The sequence below is a fragment of the Streptomyces vinaceus genome (genome assembly GCF_008704935.1).
Taxonomy (GTDB): domain Bacteria; phylum Actinomycetota; class Actinomycetes; order Streptomycetales; family Streptomycetaceae; genus Streptomyces; species Streptomyces vinaceus.
In genome coordinates this window covers 1,743,803-1,765,349 of the sequence record NZ_CP023692.1, presented here as the reverse complement: position 1 = coordinate 1,765,349, position 21,547 = coordinate 1,743,803, and the positions used below count along the sequence as shown (strand labels likewise).

At 69.1% G+C, this 21,547-nt stretch carries 14 protein-coding genes; 11 read left to right on the top strand and 3 right to left on the bottom strand.

Annotated elements, in window-relative coordinates; translation table 11 throughout:
- The first annotated feature begins 122 nt into the window (after nucleotides 1–122).
- The 4 genes from acnA to CP980_RS07730 all read left to right on the top strand — a co-directional run bounded on the left by acnA (nucleotide 123) and on the right by CP980_RS07730 (nucleotide 6,481).
- Nucleotides 123–2,837, top strand: coding sequence for an aconitate hydratase AcnA (acnA, locus tag CP980_RS07745; protein ID WP_099889005.1), 2,715 nt, complete (start codon nucleotides 123–125; stop codon nucleotides 2,835–2,837).
- Nucleotides 2,838–3,140: 303 nt separating this feature from the next.
- Nucleotides 3,141–4,565: an N-acetylglucosamine/diacetylchitobiose ABC transporter substrate-binding protein gene (ngcE, locus tag CP980_RS07740; protein WP_373313002.1), complete on the top strand. Its 1,425-nt coding sequence runs from the start codon at nucleotides 3,141–3,143 to the stop codon at nucleotides 4,563–4,565.
- A gap of 22 nt (nucleotides 4,566–4,587) precedes the next feature.
- Entirely contained in the window at nucleotides 4,588–5,532 is a 945-nt protein-coding gene (locus tag CP980_RS07735; protein WP_132759097.1) for a carbohydrate ABC transporter permease, read from the top strand.
- Nucleotides 5,533–5,545: 13 nt separating this feature from the next.
- Complete coding sequence (locus CP980_RS07730) at nucleotides 5,546–6,481, top strand: carbohydrate ABC transporter permease (RefSeq protein ID WP_132759096.1); 936 nt, start codon at nucleotides 5,546–5,548, stop codon at nucleotides 6,479–6,481.
- Here CP980_RS07730 and CP980_RS07725 read toward each other — a convergent pair.
- Complete coding sequence (locus tag CP980_RS07725) at nucleotides 6,474–7,208, bottom strand: MgtC/SapB family protein (protein ID WP_167535804.1); 735 nt, start codon at nucleotides 7,206–7,208, stop codon at nucleotides 6,474–6,476. The two genes, CP980_RS07730 and CP980_RS07725, sit on opposite strands and share 8 nt — an antisense overlap.
- A gap of 28 nt (nucleotides 7,209–7,236) precedes the next feature.
- A complete protein-coding gene (mgtA, locus tag CP980_RS07720; protein WP_150527822.1) occupies nucleotides 7,237–9,981 on the bottom strand; it encodes a magnesium-translocating P-type ATPase in 2,745 nt (914 codons plus the stop codon).
- A 605-nt stretch (nucleotides 9,982–10,586) separates the two neighbouring features.
- Here mgtA and CP980_RS07715 point away from each other — a divergent pair.
- The 6 genes from CP980_RS07715 to CP980_RS07690 all read left to right on the top strand — a co-directional run bounded on the left by CP980_RS07715 (nucleotide 10,587) and on the right by CP980_RS07690 (nucleotide 19,103).
- Entirely contained in the window at nucleotides 10,587–11,789 is a 1,203-nt protein-coding gene (locus tag CP980_RS07715) for an ROK family transcriptional regulator (protein ID WP_099889000.1), read from the top strand.
- A gap of 117 nt (nucleotides 11,790–11,906) precedes the next feature.
- Nucleotides 11,907–13,022: a substrate-binding domain-containing protein gene (locus CP980_RS07710; protein ID WP_165937351.1), complete on the top strand. Its 1,116-nt coding sequence runs from the start codon at nucleotides 11,907–11,909 to the stop codon at nucleotides 13,020–13,022.
- A 228-nt stretch (nucleotides 13,023–13,250) separates the two neighbouring features.
- Nucleotides 13,251–14,039: an ATP-binding cassette domain-containing protein gene (locus tag CP980_RS07705; RefSeq protein WP_150527821.1), complete on the top strand. Its 789-nt coding sequence runs from the start codon at nucleotides 13,251–13,253 to the stop codon at nucleotides 14,037–14,039.
- Between the two features lie 29 nt (nucleotides 14,040–14,068).
- The gene (locus CP980_RS07700) at nucleotides 14,069–15,328 is read left to right on the top strand and encodes a sugar ABC transporter permease (protein WP_132759269.1); all 1,260 of its coding nucleotides are present in this window, start codon (nucleotides 14,069–14,071) and stop codon (nucleotides 15,326–15,328) included.
- Nucleotides 15,329–15,568: 240 nt separating this feature from the next.
- Nucleotides 15,569–17,485, top strand: a complete 1,917-nt coding sequence (dxs, locus tag CP980_RS07695; RefSeq protein WP_123512079.1) for a 1-deoxy-D-xylulose-5-phosphate synthase — start codon at nucleotides 15,569–15,571, stop codon at nucleotides 17,483–17,485.
- A gap of 121 nt (nucleotides 17,486–17,606) precedes the next feature.
- A complete protein-coding gene (locus CP980_RS07690; RefSeq protein WP_132759094.1) occupies nucleotides 17,607–19,103 on the top strand; it encodes an amino acid permease in 1,497 nt (498 codons plus the stop codon).
- A 105-nt stretch (nucleotides 19,104–19,208) separates the two neighbouring features.
- Here CP980_RS07690 and CP980_RS07685 read toward each other — a convergent pair whose 3' ends face one another.
- Entirely contained in the window at nucleotides 19,209–20,276 is a 1,068-nt protein-coding gene (locus tag CP980_RS07685; protein ID WP_123512077.1) for an LCP family protein, read from the bottom strand.
- A 125-nt stretch (nucleotides 20,277–20,401) separates the two neighbouring features.
- Here CP980_RS07685 and CP980_RS07680 point away from each other — a divergent pair, with 125 nt between their 5' ends.
- Complete coding sequence (locus CP980_RS07680; protein WP_150527820.1) at nucleotides 20,402–21,547, top strand: PLL family lectin; 1,146 nt, start codon at nucleotides 20,402–20,404, stop codon at nucleotides 21,545–21,547.

The following is a 21,547-nucleotide window of genomic DNA, read 5'->3' as shown; positions in this document are numbered from 1 at the left end:
GTACCGCAGCCGCCCCTGCTGGTAAGGCTCACCTAACTTAGCCTTACCTTAGCGGATTGGCCACAGGGCGTGGCGGCAGGATTGCGGTAAACGCGCGAATTTCATGCATGAAGGAGACTGTCGTGTCGGCGAACAGCTTCGACGCCCGCAGCACGCTGCAGGTGGGCGACGAGTCGTACGAGATCTTCCGGCTGGACAAGGTTGAGGGCGCTGCCCGCCTTCCCTACAGCCTGAAGGTGCTGCTGGAGAACCTGCTCCGCACCGAGGACGGCGCGAACATCACCGCCGACCACATCCGGTCGCTCGGGAACTGGGACTCGCAGGCCCAGCCCAGCGAGGAGATCCAGTTCACGCCGGCCCGCGTGATCATGCAGGACTTCACCGGCGTCCCCTGCGTCGTCGACCTCGCCACCATGCGCGAGGCCGTGAAGGCCCTCGGCGGCGACCCGGCGAAGATCAACCCGCTCTCGCCCGCCGAGATGGTCATCGACCACTCGGTCATCGCCGACAAGTTCGGCACGAAGGACGCCTTCGCGCAGAACGTCGAGCTGGAGTACGGCCGCAACAAGGAGCGCTACCAGTTCCTGCGCTGGGGCCAGACCGCCTTCGACGACTTCAAGGTCGTCCCGCCGGGCACCGGCATCGTCCACCAGGTCAACATCGAGCACCTGGCCCGCACGGTCATGGTCCGCAACGGCCAGGCGTACCCCGACACCCTCGTCGGCACCGACTCGCACACCACCATGGTCAACGGCCTGGGCGTGCTGGGCTGGGGCGTCGGCGGCATCGAGGCCGAGGCCGCGATGCTCGGCCAGCCGGTCTCCATGCTGATCCCGCGCGTCGTCGGCTTCAAGCTGACCGGCGAGCTGCCGACCGGCACCACCGCCACCGACCTCGTGCTGACGATCACCGAGATGCTGCGCAAGCACGGCGTCGTCGGCAAGTTCGTCGAGTTCTACGGTGAGGGCGTCGCCGCCACCTCGCTGGCGAACCGCGCCACCATCGGCAACATGTCGCCGGAGTTCGGCTCCACCGCCGCGATCTTCCCGATCGACGACGAGACGCTGAAGTACCTGCGCCTGACCGGCCGCGACGCCCAGCAGGTCGCGCTGGTCGAGGCGTACGCCAAGGAGCAGGGCCTGTGGCTGGACCCGGCCGCCGAGCCCGACTTCTCCGAGAAGCTGGAGCTCGACCTCTCCACGGTCGTCCCCTCCATCGCCGGCCCGAAGCGCCCGCAGGACCGCATCGTCCTGGCGAACGCCGCGCAGCAGTTCGCCCAGGACGTGCGCAACTACGTCAGCGACGACGAGGAGGCGGGCAAGGAGTCCTTCCCGGCGTCCGACGCCCCGGCGTCCTCCAACGGTGTGCCCACCAAGCCCACCCTGGTGACCCTGGCCGACGGCTCCTCCTTCGAGATCGACCACGGCGCCGTCACCGTCGCCGCGATCACCTCCTGCACCAACACCTCGAACCCCTACGTCATGGTCGCCGCGGCGCTCGTGGCCAAGAAGGCGGTCGAGAAGGGCCTGACCCGCAAGCCGTGGGTCAAGACCACCCTGGCCCCGGGCTCGAAGGTCGTCACCGACTACTTCGACAAGGCCGGCCTGACCCCGTACCTGGACAAGCTGGGCTTCAACCTGGTCGGCTACGGCTGCACCACCTGCATCGGCAACTCCGGTCCGCTGGACGAGGAGATCTCGAAGGCGATCAACGAGGCCGACCTCGCGGTCACCTCGGTGCTCTCGGGCAACCGCAACTTCGAGGGCCGCATCAACCCCGACGTCAAGATGAACTACCTGGCCTCCCCGCCGCTGGTCGTCGCGTACGCCATCGCGGGCTCCATGAAGGTGGACATCACCAAGGACGCCATCGGCACCGACACCGACGGCAAGCCGGTCTTCCTCCAGGACATCTGGCCCTCCGAGGCCGAGGTCAACGACGTCGTGGCGAACGCCATCGGCGAGGACATGTTCAGCAAGTCCTACCAGGACGTCTTCGCGGGCGACGCCCAGTGGCAGGCGCTGTCGATCCCGACGGGCAACACCTTCGAGTGGGACCCGCAGTCGACCTACGTGCGCAAGCCCCCTTACTTCGAGGGCATGACGATGGAGACCACCCCGGTCTCCGACATCGCCGGCGCGCGCGTGCTGGCGAAGCTGGGCGACTCGGTCACCACCGACCACATCTCCCCGGCCGGTGCGATCAAGGCCGACACCCCGGCCGGCAAGTACCTCACCGAGCACGGCGTCGAGCGCCGCGACTTCAACTCGTACGGTTCCCGCCGCGGCAACCACGAGGTCATGATCCGCGGTACGTTCGCCAACATCCGCCTGCGCAACCAGATCGCGCCGGGCACCGAGGGCGGCTTCACCCGCGACTTCACGGTCGACGGCGCGCCGGTCTCCTTCATCTACGACGCCTCCCAGAACTACCAGGCCGCCGGCATCCCGCTGGTCATCCTGGCGGGCAAGGAGTACGGCTCGGGCTCGTCCCGCGACTGGGCCGCCAAGGGCACCGCGCTGCTCGGCGTCAAGGCCGTCATCGCCGAGTCCTACGAGCGCATCCACCGCTCGAACCTGATCGGCATGGGCGTGCTCCCGCTCCAGTTCCCGGAGGGCGCCTCGGCCGCCTCCCTGGGTCTGACCGGCGAGGAGACCTTCTCCTTCACCGGTGTGGAGGAGCTGAACAACGGCACCACCCCGCGCACCGTCAAGGTGACCACCGACACCGGTGTGGAGTTCGACGCGGTCGTGCGCATCGACACCCCCGGTGAGGCGGACTACTACCGCAACGGCGGCATCATGCAGTACGTGCTCCGCAACCTCATCCGAGGCTGACGGCAGTAGCGGCACCAAAGGGCCGTACCCCCGTTAAGGGGGTGCGGCCCTTCCGCTTTTTCCGGCCGGGGCCAGGTTTCGGGGAGGTCTCAACTCGGAAAAGCTGACGGACAACCGTGTGCATGATCTTGCTCACATGAACGGAAGTGGACTATACCTGTGCCTCGTCCGGATCATCGCGTTGCGAGCGGCACCGGACCGGGGGACGGTGGGGACCGCGGTGACGTCCGTACGTTCGGTGACCACGGGCATTCGTCGAGTTCCGGCCTCCTTCACACTTCTGACGAAGGCGAGGACATGAGCATGGGATCCACTGGTGAGGGCCTCGGCCGCCGTGACCTGATCAAGCGCTCCGCGGCGCTGGGACTGATCTCGGTGCCCACGATGAGCTTCCTGTCCGCCTGCGCCTCCGGCGGCGAGGACACCACGAAGGGGCCGGACAAGGGCGCGGTGACCAAGGAGAACCCGTTCGGCGTCGCCAAGGGCGGCAAGCTGGACGTGGTCGTCTTCAAGGGCGGGTTCGGCGACGACTACGCGAAGGCCTGGGAGGCCGCCTTCGACAAGAAGTGGGGCACGACCAGCTCCCACCTGGGCACCCAGGAGATCGCCGCCAAGCTCCAGCCCCGCTTCAACGGCGGCAACCCGCCGGACGTCATCGACGACTCGGGCGCCCAGCAGATCAAGGTCGACGTCCTCGCCAAGGGCGGCCAGCTCGCCGATCTCAACCCGGTGCTCGACGCGCCCTCGCTCGACGACCCGGCCAAGAAGGTCCGGGACATGCTCATCCCCGGCACCGTCGAACAGGGCACCCAGGGCGGCAAGTTCGTCGCCCTCTACTACGTCTACACCGTGTTCGGGTTCTGGTACTCGGGCAAGCTCTTCAAGGAGAAGGGCTGGGCGGAGCCGAAGACCTGGGACGAGTTCCTGGACATCTGCGCCAAGGCCAAGGCCGCCGGCATCGGCGGACTCGCCCACCAGGGCAAGTACCCGTACTACATCAACGTCGTCATCATGGACCTGATCGCCAAGAAGGGCGGTCTGGAGGCCATGAAGGCGATCGACAACCTGGAGCCGAACGCCTTCGAGGGCAACCCCGCCGCCCTCGCCGCCGTCGAGGCCGTCTACGAGGTCGTCGAGAAGGACCTGCTGATGGCCGGCACCAACGGCCTCACCCACACGGAGTCCCAGACCGCCTGGAACCAGTACAAGGCCGCCTTCATCCCCTCCGGTTCCTGGCTGGAGAACGAGCAGCTCAAGCAGACCCCGGAGGACTTCGACATGAAGTTCCTGCCGGTGCCGACCCTCGCCGACAGCAAGCTGCCCTTCGAGGCCATCCGGGCCGGCGCCGGTGAGCCCTTCATCGTCCCGGAGAAGGCCGCCAACAAGGCCGGCGGCCTGGAGTTCCTGCGCTCGATGCTGTCGCGCGAATGGTCGACGCTCTTCGCCCAGCAGGCCAACTCCCTCACGGTGGTCAAGGACGGCGTCGACCCGAACGTCAAGCTGCGCCCGGGCACCGCGTCGGCGGTCGCGGCCGTCAAGACGGCCGGCGCGAACACCTTCAACTACCTGTACCCCGACTGGTACAGCGAGATGGACACCGAGATCCAGAACGCGTCCAATGAGCTGATGGCCAAGCGGATCCAGCCAAAGGAATGGATCAAGCGGGCCCAGGCTGCGGTAGACAAGGCTGCCAAGGACCCGAACGCCAAGAACAACCACCGCAGCTGACCTCGTCCAAGGGGCGGACACCATGAGCCAAGTAGCCCAGGGCAAGGGAAGGGCCGGCTTCATCGCCGGCTTCCTCATCCTGCCGCTCGCGCTGTACCTGACTTTCGTCATCTGGCCGTACGTTCAGACGTTCGGATATTCCTTCACCAACTGGTCCGGACAGTCGCCCACGTTCGACTTCGTCGGCCTGGACAACTACTCCGCGCTGATGAAGGACGAGGTCTTCCGCGGAGCCCTGTGGCACAACCTGCTGCTCCTGGTGTTCGTCCCGACCATCACCATCCTGCTGGCCCTCTTCTTCGCCTTCATGGTGAACGCGGGAGGGCGCAGCGGCGCGGGCGGGGTGCGGGGCGTCCGAGGCTCCTCCGTCTACAAGATCGTCTACTTCTTCCCGCAGGTCCTGTCCCTCGCCATCCTCGCCGTGCTCTTCGGCGCGGTGTACCGCAGCGACGAGGGCGGCCTGCTGAACGGATTCCTCACCAAGCTGGGCCTGGTGGACCCGGCCCACCCCGTCGAATGGCTCAACCAGCCGAACCTCGTGCTGTGGTGCCTGCTCCTGGTGGTGGTCTGGCACGGGGTCGGCTTCTACCTCGTACTGTTCTCGGCCGCCATGCAGTCCGTGCCCAAGGACATCTACGAGGCCGCCCTGCTCGACGGCGCCGGGCGCGCCCAGACCTTCCTGAGGGTCACCCTGCCCCTGCTGTGGGACTCCGTACAGACCTCCGCGGTCTACCTGGGCATCGCCGCCATGGACATGTTCGTGCTGGTGTCGACCATGACCTCCGGCCAGTTCGGCGGCGGGCCCGACCACCACAGCGAGGTCATGGCCACGGTGCTGATGCGCAACTTCCTGTACTTCGGCAAGAGCGGCTACGCCTGCGCCATGGGCGTCGTCATGCTCGTCCTGACCATGGTCCTCTCCGTCGTCACGCTGCGCGCCACCCGCCGCGAGCGCATCGAGTTCTGAGAGGAGATCCCCGATGACCGCAGAGTCCACAGTGATCAAGGCGCCGGGCGAGGCCTCGGCCGAGCGCTCCGGAACCGGCGGCCGCCCCGGGCAGGGCGCGAAGAGCGGCTCCGACGGCATGGTGCTGAACGTCTTCTCCCACGGGTTCCTCGCCGTCTGGGCGATACTGATCGTCCTGCCCCTGATCTGGCTGGCGCTCGGCTCGTTCAAGACCGACGCCCAGATCGGCGGCTCGGCCCTCAGCTGGCCCTCCAACTGGCACTTCGACGCCTTCTCCCGGGCCTGGGACAAGGGCATCGGCGACTACTTCGCCCACACGCTGATCGTGATGGTGTTCTCGGTCCCGCTGACCATGCTGCTCGGCTCGATGGCGGCGTACGTGCTGGCCCGCTACCCGTTCCCGGGGAACCGGCTCTTCTACTACTTCTTCGTCAGCGGGGCCATGTTCCCCGTGTTCCTGGCGCTCGTCCCGCTGTTCTTCATGGTCAAGCGCCTGGACATGCTCAACACGTACCAGGGCCTGATCCTGGTGTACGTGGCCTACTCGATGCCCTTCACCGTCTTCTTCATGCACTCCTTCTTCCGCACGCTGCCGACGGCCGTGTACGAGGCGGCGGTGATCGACGGGGCCTCCGACACCCGGATCTTCTTCCAGGTGATGCTGCCGATGGCCAAGCCCGGCCTGATCAGCGTCGGGATATTCAATGTCCTGGGGCAGTGGAACCAGTACATCCTGCCGTCGGTGCTGATGCAGCCGCAGACCGGATCGGACCCCGAGCGCTACATGCTCACCCAGGGCCTGATCCAGCTGCAGTACCAGATGGGGTACGAGACGGACCTGCCGGTGCTGTTCGCCGGCGTGACCATCGCGATGATCCCGATGCTGGTGGTCTACCTGTCCTTCCAGCGGCAGATCCAGGCCGGCCTGACCTCGGCCACCCTCAAGTAGCGCAGGCCGAGGGGTCGGGCACGACCGACCAGCTGACCGCCGAGACGGAGGGGTCGAGCGAGAGGTTGCTGACCGCTTCCTCCAGCATCCGGCCCCCCACCGCGCCCTCGGCGGTCAGCAGCGCGGCCACCGTCACCAGCCCGGCCCCCGGGCCGTCCTGGCTGCGGATCGAGCGCAGCGTGTAGCCGGGCCGGCCGAGCGCGTCGACCAGCCGGTGGCGGATGTGGGCCTCCTCCGCCTCCAGGCACACGGCCTCGAAGTGGAAATCGGTGGCCACCTCCGCGCCGCCGCGCGGTTCGCGGTCCAGGCGCCGGCCCAGCGGGCGCAGCAGGAGGTTGGCCCCCACCACGCCCGCCGTGCCGAAGGCGGCCAGGACGAACATCCCGGTGCCGGCCAGGCAGCCCACGGCCGCGGAACACCACAGGGTGGCGGCCGTGTTCAGGCCCCGTACGCTCAGCCCGTCGCGCATGATGACGCCGGCGCCGAGGAAGCCGATGCCCGAGACGATCTGGGCCGCGACCCGGGAGCCGTCGTACTGGACCTCCGAGACGGCGCCGATGAACCCGTACTGCGAGAGCAGCACGAACAGCGCCGCACCGCCCGCCACCAGGGCGTTCGTCCGCAGGCCTGCCATCCGGGCCCGCCACTGCCTTTCCAGGCCGATCGCGGCCCCGAAGCCGAGCGCGGCGGCGAGGTGTCCGGCCATCTCCCATTCGCTGAGCAGCATCGGCTCCCCCTTCCTCGTGCGCGGCGCTCTACAGCCAGGTGCCGAACCTGCGGATGTACAGGGTCTTCAGGAACTGCGTGAGCGTGCAGTACGCCAGCAGCACGCCGATCAGCCACGGGAAGTAGCTCGCCGGCAGGGCCACGAAGCCCAGCGAGGAGGCCAGCGGCGAGAAGGGCAGGTACAGCCCGGTCAGCACCGCGAGGACCGTCATCACCATCACCGGCCAGGAGGCGCGGGACTGGATGAACGGGATCTTCCGGGTACGGATCATGTGGACGATCAGGGTCTGCGAGAGCAGGCCCTCGATGAACCAGCCGGACTGGAACAGCGCCTGGTGCGCCTCGCTGTTCGCCGCGAACACGTTCCACATGATCACGAACATCGCGATGTCGAAGACCGAGCTGATCGGGCCGATGCAGACCATGAACCGGCCGATGCCCTTGGCGTCCCAGTTGCGGGGCTTCCTCAGGTACTCCTCGTCCATCCGGTCCCACGGCGTGGCCAGCTGGGCGATGTCGTAGACCAGGTTCTGCACCAGCAGCATGATCGCGAGCATCGGCTGGAACGGGATGAACGCGCTCGCCACCAGGACCGAGAAGACGTTGCCGAAGTTCGACGAGGCCGTCATCTTGATGTACTTGATCGTGTTGCCGAAGGTGGTCCGGCCCTGGATCACGCCCTGCTCCAGGACGGTCAGGTCCTTCTCCAGCAAGATGATGTCCGCCGACTCCTTGGCGATGTCGACCGCGGTGTCGACGGAGATGCCGACGTCCGCGTCGCGCAGCGCCGCCGCGTCGTTGATGCCGTCCCCGAGGAAGCCGACGGTGTGCCCGTCCGCCTGCAGGGCCCGGACGATCCGGGCCTTCTGGACCGGGTTGACCTTGGCGAAGACCGTCGTACGGGCGGCCAGCGCGCGCAGCGCCGTGTCGTCGAGGGCGTCGGTCTCGGGGCCGAGCACCACGTGCCCGACGTCGATGCCGACGTCCGCGCAGACCCGGGCGGCCACGAGCTCGTTGTCGCCGGTGACGACCTTGACCGCGATGCCCTTGTCGGCCAGGGCGGCGAGCGCCCGGGCGGCGTCGGCCTTCGGCGGGTCGAGGAAGGCGAGGAAGCCGACCAGGGTCAGCCGGTCCTCGTCCGCGACGGAGTAGGTGTCGTGCGGGCTCTCCATCGTGCGGGTGGCGACGGCGAGGACGCGCAGGCCCCGGCGGTTGTTGTCCTCGGCGATGCGGGTGACGTGCCACCGCAGCTGATCGGTGAGCTCGACCGTCTCGCCGCGGTCCCGCACGTGGGTGCACAGGGCCAGGACCTCCTCCACCGCACCCTTGGTGATCATGACGTGTTCGGGGCGGCCGGGGCCGCCGACGATGCTGTTGCGGGCCAGGACCACGGACATGCGGCGGCGGGCGAAGTCGAAGGGGATCTCGTCGACCATCGAGAACCGTGCGTCGACGACAACCTCCTCGGCCTCGTCCACGCGGTCGATGACGGCCTGGTCCATCAGGTTCTTCAGACCGGTCTGGAAGTGGGAGTTGAGGTACCCGTACTCCAGGACCTCGTCGTCCTCGTCGCCGTGCACGTCCAGGTAGCGGTCCAGGACGATCCGGTCCTCGGTGAGGGTGCCGGTCTTGTCCGTGCAGAGCACGTCCATGGCGCCCAGGTTCTGGATCGCGTTGAGGCGCTTGACGACGACCTTGCGCTGGGACATGGCGACCGCGCCGCGCGCCAGGTTGGCGGAGACCACCATCGGCAGCATCTCGGGGGTCAGCCCGACGGCGACGGCGATGCCGAAGAGGAAGGCCTCGTTCCAGTCGCCCTTGGTGAGGCCGTTGACCGCGAACACGACCGGGACCATGACCAGCATGAAGCGGATCAGCAGGAAGCTGACCTTGCGCACGCCGTTGTCGAAGTTGGTCTGCGGGCGCTCGCCGACCAGGGAGCCGGCCATCGAGCCGAAGTAGGTGTCGGCGCCGGTGGCGACGACCACGCCGGTGGCGGTGCCGGAGGTGACCGAAGTCCCCATCAGGCAGAGGTTGTCGGCCTCCACGGGGTCCGTGGTCCCTCCCCCTCGCTCCGCCGGGGGGACCCCCGGGCCGAAGTCCTCGGACCGCGTGTCGGCCTTGGCCACCGGCAGGGACTCGCCGGACAGTGCGGCCTGGCCGACCATCAGGTCCTTGGAGGTGATGAGCCGCAGGTCGGCCGGGATCAGGTCGCCGGCGGCCAGCTTCACCACGTCGCCCGGGACCACCCGGTCCATGGGCACCTCGAAGGTGGTCGGCGCGGAGCCGCTGCCGGCCCGGCGCTGCACCGCGCAGGTGGTGGTGACGAGCTTCTTCAGCGCGTCGGCGGCGCGGCCGGAGCGGAACTCCTGCCAGAAGCGGAGCAGTCCGCTGATCCCCACCATCACGGAGAGGATGACGACGCCCGGATCGGCGGGGTCCTGCCACCACATGACGGCGGCCAGGAAGACGAGGACGCCGATGAAGGGGTTCCAGAACGCCTTCGCCAGCTGGAACCACCAGCGCGGGGCGCGCTCGTGGGCCACGACGTTGGCGCCGTGCCGCTCCAGGCGCAGAGCCGCCTCGGCGTGGGTGAGGCCGCTGCGGGAGGCGTCGAGCTCCTGGAGCACCTGCACGCCGGGGCGGGCGCTGAATCCGGCGAGCCGCTCGCCGGCGAGCCGGGTACGGGTCTCCAGCTCGGCCGCCTTGCGCTCGCGGCGGCCCTTGCCCGGCGGTGCGAGCGTGGTGGGGGTACGGGGGGTGAGCATGGTCATGACGAATACCTCCCTCCACCGTGTCCGGGCAGCGCGAAGCCGCACGGTCACGTGGAGTGATCATGGGTCGGCGCAGGACGGCGCGAGAGCGCCGCTGGGCACGCCGAGGGGCATGGATGACGCACGCGCGGCGGAAGTGCCGGGGCATGCGGAAGGAAGGGGAGGGGGAGAAAGGAGAAGGAATGCAGAACCGCACGGGCAGCGGCGGGTGCCGCGGCCGAACCGCGACCGGGCGCGGCCGTGCGCACTCAGGGGAAGATCAGCCGATCAGCTCAGCCGACGAGAGCGCTGCAAAGACTTCGATCGGGACTCATCCCGAACACCTCCTTGCGTAGCGCCGTCAGTACAGGGCACCCGGTCCGGCCCGAAAGCCGCAGAGAACCGGTTGCCTCAGCGACCGTAACACGATCTGGAGGGATGTCTTTCATACTTATGACCGGTAGTGGCCGATTCGTTCTGCGTCAGCCTCTTGACGTCTGGAGGGCCAAAGGCTCGACTTAAGGTTCACAAGTTGGAGAGACGCCGGGGTCTCGGAGCACCAAGCCGCGACCGCCGGCTCGGGGGGCGACGGCCAGCCGTCGCTAATGGGCAGGAGTGGATGAGTCGTGCAGACTCCCGGATCGCAGTCTTCGCTGCACCGCGCGAATCTCGAACGGGTCGTGCGGGCGGTGCGGCTCGCGGGTTCGCTGACCCAGGCGGAGATCGCCCGGTCCACCGGACTGTCGGCGGCCACGGTCTCCAACATCGTCCGCGAGCTCAAGGACGGTGGGACCGTCGAGGTCACGGACACCTCGGCGGGCGGCCGCCGCGCGCGCAGCGTCTCGCTCAGCGGTGACGCGGGCATCGTGATCGGCGTGGACTTCGGCCACACCCACCTGCGGGTGGCCGTCGGCAACCTCGCCCACCAGGTCCTGGCCGAGAAATCGGCCCCGCTGGACGTGGACGCCTCCTGGGCGGACGGCTTCGACCGGGCGGAAGCCCTGGTCGGGGAGTTGATCGCGGGCATCGGGGTGGGCCTGGAGAAGGTCATCGGCGTCGGGCTGGGCGTCCCGGGCCCCATCGACGTGGAATCCGGCACCCTGGGCTCCACGGCGATCCTGCCGGGCTGGGCCGGGATCAACCCGCGCCAGGAGCTCTCGCAGCGCCTCGGCGTGCCCGTGTACGTGGACAACGACGCCAACCTCGGAGCGCTCGGGGAGCTGGTGTGGGGGAGCGGCCGGGGGGTCAAGGACCTCGCGTACATCAAGGTCGCGAGCGGCGTCGGCGCGGGGCTGGTGATCAACGGGCAGATCTACCGGGGTCCCGGCGGCACCGCCGGCGAGATCGGGCACATCACCCTGGACGAGTCCGGCCCGGTGTGCCGCTGCGGCAACCGCGGCTGCCTGGAGACCTTCGCCGCGGCCCGGTACGTACTGCCGCTGCTGCAGAGCACGCACGGGCCCGAACTCACCATGGAGCGCGTGGTCGAACTGGCCCGTGAGGGTGATCCGGGCTGCCGTCGCGTGATCGCGGACGTGGGCCGCCATGTGGGTAGTGGTGTCGCGAACCTGTGCAACGTGCTCAACCCGAGCCGGGTGGTCCTCGGCGGTTCGCTGGCGGAGGCCGGTGAACTGATCCTGGCCCCCATACGTGAATCCGTGGGGAGGTACGCGATCCCCAGCGCGGCACGCCAACTCTCCGTGCTCACCGGATCGTTGGGCGGCCGGGCCGAGGTGCTGGGGGCGCTGGCCCTGGTGCTGAGCGAGATGGGCGATTCGACCCTTTTGGCCGGTTCGCCGACCCTCAAGCTCTTGCCTTCAGTTAGATAACGGATGGCACCGTTGTCATCTCGTTAAGGATTCACTCCTTGACGGCAAACTGCGGCCGAGGTTGACTCACGTCCACCTCGGCCGCAATGTTGCGGCCTCGTCAGGGAGGTTCAGGAAATGAACACGCGTATGCGCAGAGCCGCCGTTGCCGTAGCCGCCACCGCCATGGCCGCTTCCCTTGCCGCCTGTGGCAGCGCCAAGGAGGCCGGCGAGAAGCCGAAGGCGTCCGGCTCCGCCGCCGCGGGTGGCGCGATCAAGATCGGTCTGCTCCTGCCGGAGAACCAGACCGCGCGTTACGAGAAGTTCGACAAGCCGCTCTTCGAGAAGAAGGTCGCCGAACTCACCGGCGGCAAGGCCGAGGTGGTCTACGCCAACGCCAAGCAGGACGCGACCACGCAGAACTCCCAGGTCGACACGATGATCACCAACAAGGTGAACGTCCTGGTCGTCGACGCGGTGGACTCCAAGGCCATCGCCGGCTCGGTCAAGAAGGCCAAGGACGCGGGCATCCCCGTCGTCGCCTACGACCGCCTCGCCGAGGGCCCGATCGACGCCTACACCTCCTTCGACAACGAAGAGGTCGGCAAGGTCCAGGGCAAGGCCCTGCTGGAGGCCTTGGGCGACAAGGCCGGCTCCGGCCAGATCGTCATGATGAACGGCTCGGTCACCGACCCGAACGCCGCCCTCTTCAAGAAGGGCGCGCACTCCGTCCTCGACGGCAAGGTGACCGTCGGCAAGGAGTACGACACCAAGGAGTGGAAGCCGGAGAACGCCAACACCAACATGGCGGGTGCGATCTCCGCGATCGGCAAGGACAAGATCGTCGGCGTCTACTCGGCCAACGACGGCATGGCCGGCGGCATCATCACCGCCCTCAAGGCGGCCGGCATGGACCCCCTGCCCCCGGTCACCGGCCAGGACGCCGAGCTCGCCGGTGTGCAGCGCATCGTCGCGGGTGAGCAGTTCATGAGCGTCTACAAGCCGTACGCCCCCGAGGCCGAGGCCGCCGCGAAGATGGCCGTCGCGCTCGCCAAGGGCGAGAAGCTGGACGGTGTCACCACCTCCACGGTCGACAGCCCCACCACCAAGGGCGTCCCGTCGGTCCTGGTCCCCGTCGTCTCGCTGACGAAGAACAACATCAAGGACACTGTCATCAAGGACGGCGTCTACACGGCCGACGAGATCTGCACCGACAAGTACGCGGCCGCCTGCACCACCCTCGGCCTGAAGTAGGCCCCCCGGGCCTCCCCTGGGCCTCCCGGCCTCCCACGAGGCCCGTCGTCCCGCCGGTCGGAGGCCCGCCCCCGCGGCCTCCGGTCCACCGGGACCCCCGCGCCTGCCCGGCGCCCCGCCCCCTCCTTCCCCGCCACCCGCGGGGCGCCGGGCAGAAACGATTTCCCCCACCCCACCCCGCTCCTGCACTTACTGCACGACATCCCCGCCGGTCAGGCGGCGAAGGAGATGGTTCATGTGTCCGCTGCGCCCGTGCTGGCGTTGCGAGGGGTCTCGAAGCGATTCGGTGCCGTCCAGGCGCTCACCGACGTAGAGCTCGAGATCCATTCCGGCGAGGTGGTCGCCCTGGTCGGCGACAACGGCGCCGGCAAGTCCACGCTCGTCAAGACGATCGCCGGCGTCCACCCCATCGATGACGGAGTCATCGAGTGGGAAGGCAAGCCGGTCTCGATCGGCAAGCCCCACGACGCCCAGAACCTGGGCATCGCGACGGTCTACCAGGACCTCGCGCTGTGCGACAACATCGACGTCGTCGGCAACCTCTTCCTGGGCCGCGAGCTCAAGCGCCGCGGTGTCCTGGACGAGGTGGAGATGGAGCGCCGCGCCCGCGAGCTCCTGACCACCCTCTCCATCCGGATCCCCAGTGTCCGCATCCCCATCGCCTCGCTCTCCGGCGGCCAGCGCCAGACCGTGGCGATCGCCCGTTCGATGCTCGGCGAGCCCAAGCTCGTCATCCTCGACGAGCCCACGGCGGCCCTCGGCGTCGAGCAGACCGCCCAGGTCCTCGACCTGGTGGAGCGGCTGCGCGAGCGCGGCCACGCCGTCATCCTCATCAGCCACAACATGGCCGATGTGAAGGCCGTCGCCGACAAGGTGGCGGTCCTGCGGCTGGGCCGCAACAACGGCGTCTTCAACGTCAAGGACACGTCGCAGGAAGAGATCATCTCCGCCATCACGGGAGCCACGGACAACGCCGTGACCCGCCGCGCGGCCCGCACTGGGGAGGCTCAGAAGTGAGCACCGAACACCACACCTCGGCGGAAGAGGTGGCCCAGCTGGCCAACCCCTCCGCGCCGGCGGACGCCATCCCCGCGGTGGACCCGCGCCTGCTCGTGCGCGAGCAGGGCCTGTCCGGCTACCTGAGCGAGTTCGGCCGCAAGATGAAGGCCGGCGACCTGGGATCCGTCCCGGTCGTCATCGGCCTGGTCATCATCTGGGCCATCTTCCAGGGGCTGAACGCGAACTTCCTGTCCCCGGAGAACCTCACCAACATCGCGATCACGATGGTCGCCACCGGCATGATGGCCGTGGGCATCATCTTCGTGCTCCTGCTCGGCGAGATCGACCTCTCGGTCGGCTCCGTCAGCGGTGTCTCGGGTGCGATCTTCGCCGTCCTGGCCGTCACCCACGGGGTCAACCAGTGGGTGGCGATCCTGGCCGCGGTCGCCGGCGGCGCCCTGATCGGCGCAATCCACGGCTTCTTCTTCGCCAGGATCGGCGCACCGGCCTTCGCGGTCACCCTGTCGGGCCTGCTCTTCTGGTCCGGCGCCATGCTGCAGATCCTCGGCAGCAACGGCACGATCAACATCGACCCCGACGGTCCGGTGGGCCAGCTCACCACGTACTTCTTCACGGACGTGGCGGCCGGTTACGGCCTCGCCGCGGTCGCGGTGATCGGGTACTTCCTGGCCAGCTTCTTCGACAACCGCCGCCGCGAGGCCGCGGGGGTCCCGTCCCGCCCGATGAGCGAGATCGCCCTGCGCACGGGCCTGCTGGCCCTGTTCACGTTCGGCCCCGCCGCGGTGTTCAACCAGTACAAGGGCCTCCCGCTCGCGGTGGTGCTCTTCGTGCTGGTGCTGGTCGGCACGGACTTCCTCCTGCGCCGTACCTCGTTCGGCCGCAACGTCTTCGCGCTCGGCGGCAGCGTCGAGGCCTCCCGGCGTGCGGGCATCAACGTCGCCGGGATCCGCATCGCGGTCTTCGCCATCGCGGGCACCTTCGCCGCCATCGGCGGGCTCTTCTGGGCTTCCAAGATCGCGGCGGCCAACCAGAGCGCCGGCGCCGGCGACCTGCTGATGAACGTGATCGCGGCGGCCGTGATCGGCGGCACCAGCCTCTTCGGCGGCCGGGGCCGGACCTGGAACGCCCTCCTCGGTGTCATGGTCATCACCTCGATCCAGTACGGTCTGGCTCTCCAGGGCATCGCGACCCCGATCCAGTACATGATCACCGGTGCGGTTCTGCTGGCCACCGTGGTGATCGACTCGGTCACCCGCAAGACCCAGAAGACGGCCGGACGCGCCTGACACCGCGCCCGTGCGGTAAGAACGGTCACAGTGCCCGGTGCCACTTCGTGTGGCACCGGGCACCCGTGCGTACAAATGTGCGTACAGCTGTGCAGGTATACGCCCGTTTGGGATGTGTGACCTCGCGGCGGTGTGTACATGTATGACAAAGGTGTGACCCGCCAGAGACCGCCCGATGACGGCTGCCGCGAGCGGAACATTAGACTCGACAGACCAGCAAGCAACTGCAAGGAGGCACGGGTGCTGCTGACCCGCATCAAGGGACCGCGCGATCTGGACCGGCTCAGCCAGGAGGAGCTCGACCAGCTCGCCGCCGAGATCAGGTCCTTCCTCGTCGACGCCGTCTCCAAGACCGGCGGGCACCTCGGCCCCAACCTCGGGGTGGTCGAACTGACGATCGCCCTGCACCGGGTCTTCGACTCGCCCAAGGACAAGGTCCTCTTCGACACCGGCCACCAGGCCTACGTCCACAAGCTGCTCACGGGCCGCCAGGACTTCGGCGGACTGCGCAGCAAGGGCGGCCTGTCCGGCTACCCCTCGCGCGCCGAGTCCGACCACGACGTCATCGAGAACTCGCACGCCTCCACCGTGCTGGGCTGGGCCGACGGTCTGGCCAAGGCCAACGAGGTGCTCGGCCGCGAGGACCACCACGTCGCCGCCGTCATCGGCGACGGCGCGCTGACGGGCGGCATGGCCTGGGAGGCGCTGAACAACATCGCCGCCGCCAAGGACCGCCCGCTGGTCATCGTCGTCAACGACAACGAGCGCTCGTACGGCCCCACCATCGGCGGTCTCGCGAACCACCTGGCCACCCTGCGCACCACGGACGGCTACGAGCGCTTCCTGGCCCGCGGCAAGGAGCTCCTGGAGCGCACCCCGGTCGTCGGGAAGCCCCTCTTCGAGACCCTGCACGGCGCCAAGAAGGGCCTCAAGGACTTCATCGCCCCGCAGGGCATGTTCGAGGACCTGGGCCTGAAGTACATCGGCCCCATCGACGGCCACGACATCGAGGCCCTGGAGTCCGCCCTGCAGCGCGCCAAGCGCTTCAGCGGCCCGGTCATCGTGCACTGCCTCACCCAGAAGGGCCGGGGCTACACGCACGCCGAGCAGGACGAGGCGGACCGCTTCCACGGGATCGGCCCGATCCACCCGGACACCGGCCTGCCGGTCAAGACCGCCGCCGCCAGCTGGACCTCCGTCTTCGCCGACGAGATGGTCAAGCTCGGCCACGAGCGCGCGGACATCGTCGGCATCACCGCCGCCATGCTCCACCCGGTCGGCCTGAAGAAGTTCGCGGACACGTTCCCGGACCGGATCTACGACGTGGGCATCGCCGAGCAGCACGCCGCGACCTCCGCCGCGGGCCTCGCCACCGGCGGCGTCCACCCGGTCTTCGCGGTGTACGCGACCTTCCTCAACCGCGCCTTCGACCAGGTCCTCATGGACGTGGCCCTGCACAAGTGCGGGGTCACCTTCGTCCTGGACCGCGCCGGCGTCACCGGCGACGACGGCGCCTCCCACAACGGCATGTGGGACATGTCCATCCTCCAGGTCGTCCCCGGTCTGCGGCTCGCCGCCCCCCGCGACGCCGAGCAGCTGCGCGCGCAACTGCGCGAGGCCGTCGAGGTCAAGGACGCCCCGACCGTCGTGCGCTACTCCAAGGGCGTCGTCGGCCCGGCCGTCCCGGCCGTCGGGAAGATCGGCGGCATGGACGTGCTGCGCGCCCCGGGGGCCGAGGTCACCCGGCCGGACGTACTGCTCGTCTCGGTCGGCGCGCTCGCCCCGATGTGCCTGGAGATCGCCGACCTGCTCGACAAGCAGGGCATCTCCACGACCGTCGTCGACCCCCGCTGGGTCAAGCCCGTGGACGAGGCCCTGGCCCCGCTCGCGGAGCGGCACCGCGTGGTCGTCACGGTCGAGGACAACGGCCGTACCGGCGGCGTGGGCTCCGCCGTGGCGCAGGCCCTGCGCGACGCGGGTGTCGACGTACCGCTGCGCGACTTCGGCATCCCGCAGCGCTTCCTCGACCACGCCCTGCGCAAGGAGATCATGGCCGAGATCGGGCTGACCGCTCCGGACATCGCCCGGCAGGTCACGGGCCTGGTCGCCAAGCTGGACGGGCGCTACGACAGCGAGCCGGCGGCCGCCGTCGACTGACTCCGGCGATAACCGGTCACGACCGGTCGCGCGGTTGCACGTCACGGGCCGGGAGATCACCCTTGAAGGGGTGGGCCTCCCGGCCCGTTCGCGTACGTCGTCACCTGTCGGAGGTGCGTCGGTGAGCAAGGACCTGAACAGCGTCTTCCGCACCAAGACGGTGGAGCAGTCCATCCGCGACACGGAGGAGCCGGAACACGCGCTCCGTAAGTCGCTCTCCGCCTGGGACCTGACGGTCTTCGGTGTGGGCGTCATCATCGGCACCGGCATCTTCGTGCTCACGGGCATCGCAGCCCGGAACAACGCCGGACCCGCCACCGCCCTGGCCTTCGTCGCGGCGGGCATCGTCTGCGCCCTCGCGGCGCTCTGCTACGCGGAGTTCGCGTCCACCGTGCCGGTGGCCGGATCGGCGTACACGTTCTCGTACGCCTCGATCGGCGAGCTGCCCGCCTGGATCATCGGCTGGGACCTGGTGCTCGAATTCGCGCTCGGCACCGCGGTCGTGGCCGTCGGCTGGTCCGGTTACGTGCGCCACCTCATGCACACCAACCTCGGCTGGGACCTGCCCAAGGCGCTGGAGGGACCGGACGCGGGAGGCAGCTTCGACCTGCTGGCCTTCCTGCTGATCCTGGTCCTGACCGTGATCCTGGTCGTCGGGACGAAGCTGTCGGCGCGGATCACGGCGATCGTGGTCGCGATCAAGGTGTTCGTGGTCCTGCTGGTCATCGTCGCGGGCCTGTTCTTCATCAAGGCCGACAACTACTCGCCGTTCATCCCGCCGGCCCAGCCACAGGAGGCGGGCAACGGCCTCCACGCGCCACTGGTCCAGCTCCTCTTCGGCTACGCGCCCACCAACTTCGGCGTCATGGGCATCTTCACGGCGGCCTCCCTCATCTTCTTCGCCTTCATCGGCTTCGACGTCGTGGCCACGGCGGCCGAGGAGACCAGGAACCCGCAGCGGGACATGCCCCGCGGCATCCTCGGCTCGCTGCTGATCTGCACCTTCCTGTACGTCGCCGTGACGCTGGTGGTCACCGGCATGCAGAAGTACTCGCAGATGTCGCCGACCGCGCCCCTGGCCGAGGCCTTCAAGTCGGTGAACCAGCCCTTCTTCTCCGGTGCCATCAGTCTCGGGGCGGCCGTCGGTCTGATCACCGTGAGCATGATCCTGCTGCTCGGCCAGACCCGCGTGTTCTTCGCGATGAGCCGTGACGGACTGCTGCCGCGCGTCTTCTCCGTCACCCACCCCAAGTACCGCACGCCGTACCGCGCGACCATCCTGCTCGGCGGGATCATCGCCGTCGTCGCGGGCTTCACCAGCCTGGAGAAGCTGGCGGAACTCGTGAACATCGGCACGCTGTTCGCCTTCGTGCTCGTCGCCCTCGGCGTGATCATCCTGCGCAAGACCCGCCCCGACCTGCACCGGGCGTTCCGCACCCCGTGGGTGCCGCTGATCCCGATCCTGTCCATCGCGGCCTCGTTCTGGCTGATGCTCAACCTGCCGGCCGAGACGTGGATCCGGTTCGGCGTCTGGATGGTGATCGGCATCGTCGTCTACTTCGCCTACGGACGCTCGCACAGCCGCCTCGGCAGGTCCGGCCAGGAAGCGGAGTACTGACGCGGAGTACCAGGGCGCCGGGCGCGGTGGGCCCGCCCGGGACACGAGGAAGCGGGTCGTACGGGAGTCCTCCCGTACGACCCGCTCGCGTGCGGGGGCGTGCCGTCAGCCCTTGGCGGGGGAGTTCTTGGCCTCCGCCGGGATCTTCTGGTCGGTGCGCAGGGCTTCCCAGAGCTTGCCCGCCTGCGGTTCGGCGACGATCACGCGGTTCGGGTCCACCTTGTCGTAGGCGACCGGGAGCATGATCGTCTCCATGGTGTCCGGGTCCACGCCCTTCATGCTCTGGGCGAAGTCGGCCAGAGAGGTGAGGGAGGCCAGGTCGGAGTCGGTCGTCAGGGACTTGGTGCCGGCGTCGGCCAGCTTGTAGAGCCGGGCCGGGTTGCCGAGGGCGTCCTGCTTCTTGATCTCCGAGAGCATGGCCATCATGAACTGCTGCTGGAGGCCTATGCGCCCGAGGTCGCTGCCGTCCCCGTAGCCGTAGCGGGTACGGACGAACTTGAGCGAATCGGTGCCGTTCAGCCGGTGCGTGCCGGCGTCCAGCTTGAGCCCGCCCTTCGCCCCGCTCATGGGCTTGTCCAGGGTGACGGTGACCCCGCCGAGGGCGTCCACCAGGCCCTTGAACCCGGCGAAGTCCACCTCGACGAAGTGGTCCACACGGATCCCGGACATCTCCTCCACGGTCTTGACCACGCAGGCCGGACCGGCCAGCGAGTAGACGGAGTTGAACATGACCCGGTTCGCCGGCTTGACCGTCTTGCCGTCCGCGTCCTTGCATTCGGGCCGGCTGATCAGGGTGTCGCGCGGGATGCTCACCGCGGTGGCCTTGGACCGGCCCTCGGGTATGTGCACCAGCATGGCGGTGTCCGAGCGGGCGCCGCTCACGTCGCCGTGGTCGAGGTCCCCGTTGGCGCCCGCGCGCGAGTCGGAGCCGAGTACGAGGACGTTCTGCGCGCCCGCGACGACCTTCTTCGGGCGGTTGTCGCCGAGGGCCTGGTCGAGGTCGACGCTGTCGATGTTGCCGTTGAGGTGGCTGTACGCCCACCAGCCCGCGCCCCCGGCGGCGAGGACGAGCAGGGCCACCGTCAGCAGCACGATCCGCAGGGCGCGCCTGCCGCCGCGCCGCCGCCCGCGCCGCCGGGAGGAAGGAGGGGTGGCAGAGGGCAGGTCGGTCATGGAAGCAGGGCCCTTCTATTATCGATGGGGTGCATCATAAGACACACTTTCGAGTGGCTGGTTCTTTCCGGTGACGGACGCGGCTGCTTGAGCAGGACATTCTCGGCAGAAGGGTGAAGAGCGGCGTGGTCCGAGGCAAAAGCGGAATCCGGGGCGCCAGTTCCGCCCGCGCGGAGCAGCACGCACCCCCGGGCGGACCGGGTTCCCGCCGTTCCTCGCCACCGGCCGGAAACTGGCTGTTCAAGGGAGGCGACGGCCGCCTGACGGCCTACGCCTGCACCCCGCGCGGCCTGGTGCGCTGGACCGAGGCCGCAGCGCCGCAGACCGGCTGGACCGGCCCGGACGCCTTCGAGGTCGAGGGCTGGGCCGGTACGGCCGCGATGGCGCAGAGCCGCGAGGGGTACGTGCACCTCGTCGCCCTGCGGGCCGCCCAGGACGGCTCCGGGCGGCCGGAAATCATCGTCGCGACCCAGTTCCAGCCGGGCCGCCCCATGACCGAATGGCACAGCCTCGGCGCCCCCGGGCTGCGCGGCGGCCCCGCCGACGACCGGCTCGCCGGCCCGCCGCGGATCGCCGTGAACCAGCGCTCCGGCTCCACGCACGTCCTCGTCTCGATGCGCCGCGGCGGCGTCCTGCGCCGCAGCCGCAACGCCGAGGGGGCGTGGGGCGGTTGGAAGCAGGTCGCTCCGGAGCCGTACGACAGCGGGGTGACCCCGCTGATGCCCGCGGGCGGGCAGCTGGAGATGCTCCTCCTCGGCCCGGCCGGCGCGGACCGGTGGTCGGGCATCGGCCAGGGCCGCTTCGCCCTCGCGGACCGCATCCCCACCCCGGTCGTCCCCGGCACCCCCGCCGTCTGCGAGACGGGCCCGCGCCGGGTGACGTACTTCTGGCGCTACCCGGGCGACGGCTCGCTCGTCGCCTGGCGGGCCGCCCGGCAGGGCGTCCAGGGCGGCCTGATGGGCCTCGGCGGCGCGGGCGGCCGCGGAGCCCCGGGCGTCGTACGCGCCGATGTCGGCGGCTACGACTGCACGGTGCTCGCGCAGACCGGGGCCGAGGGCGACGTCGAACTCACGGCCTACGTCACCGAGAACGAGGGCTACGGCACGTGGTGGGCCTCCCTCGGCGGTCACGGCGCGCAGGCCCCCCAGGTGGCGCTCGACGCGGCGGGCCGCCTCGTCGTGGCCGCCTTCGACGCGGACGGCGCGCTGATCAGCACCCGCCAGGACATGACGCAGCAGGGGCTCGCGTTCGGCCCCTGGGAGGCCGCCTGA

Coding starts and splice junctions, on each gene's coding strand:
- CP980_RS07705 (WP_150527821.1), top strand. CDS start 13,251: ATGGTTCATGTGTCCGCTGCGCCCGTGCTGGCGTTGCGAGGGGTCTCG.
- CP980_RS07735 (WP_132759097.1), top strand. CDS start 4,588: ATGAGCCAAGTAGCCCAGGGCAAGGGAAGGGCCGGCTTCATCGCCGGC.
- mgtA (WP_150527822.1), bottom strand. CDS start 9,981: ATGACCATGCTCACCCCCCGTACCCCCACCACGCTCGCACCGCCGGGC.
- CP980_RS07730 (WP_132759096.1), top strand. CDS start 5,546: ATGACCGCAGAGTCCACAGTGATCAAGGCGCCGGGCGAGGCCTCGGCC.
- CP980_RS07685 (WP_123512077.1), bottom strand. CDS start 20,276: ATGACCGACCTGCCCTCTGCCACCCCTCCTTCCTCCCGGCGGCGCGGG.
- CP980_RS07725 (WP_167535804.1), bottom strand. CDS start 7,208: ATGCTGCTCAGCGAATGGGAGATGGCCGGACACCTCGCCGCCGCGCTC.
- ngcE (WP_373313002.1), top strand. CDS start 3,141: ATGGGATCCACTGGTGAGGGCCTCGGCCGCCGTGACCTGATCAAGCGC.
- CP980_RS07710 (WP_165937351.1), top strand. CDS start 11,907: ATGAACACGCGTATGCGCAGAGCCGCCGTTGCCGTAGCCGCCACCGCC.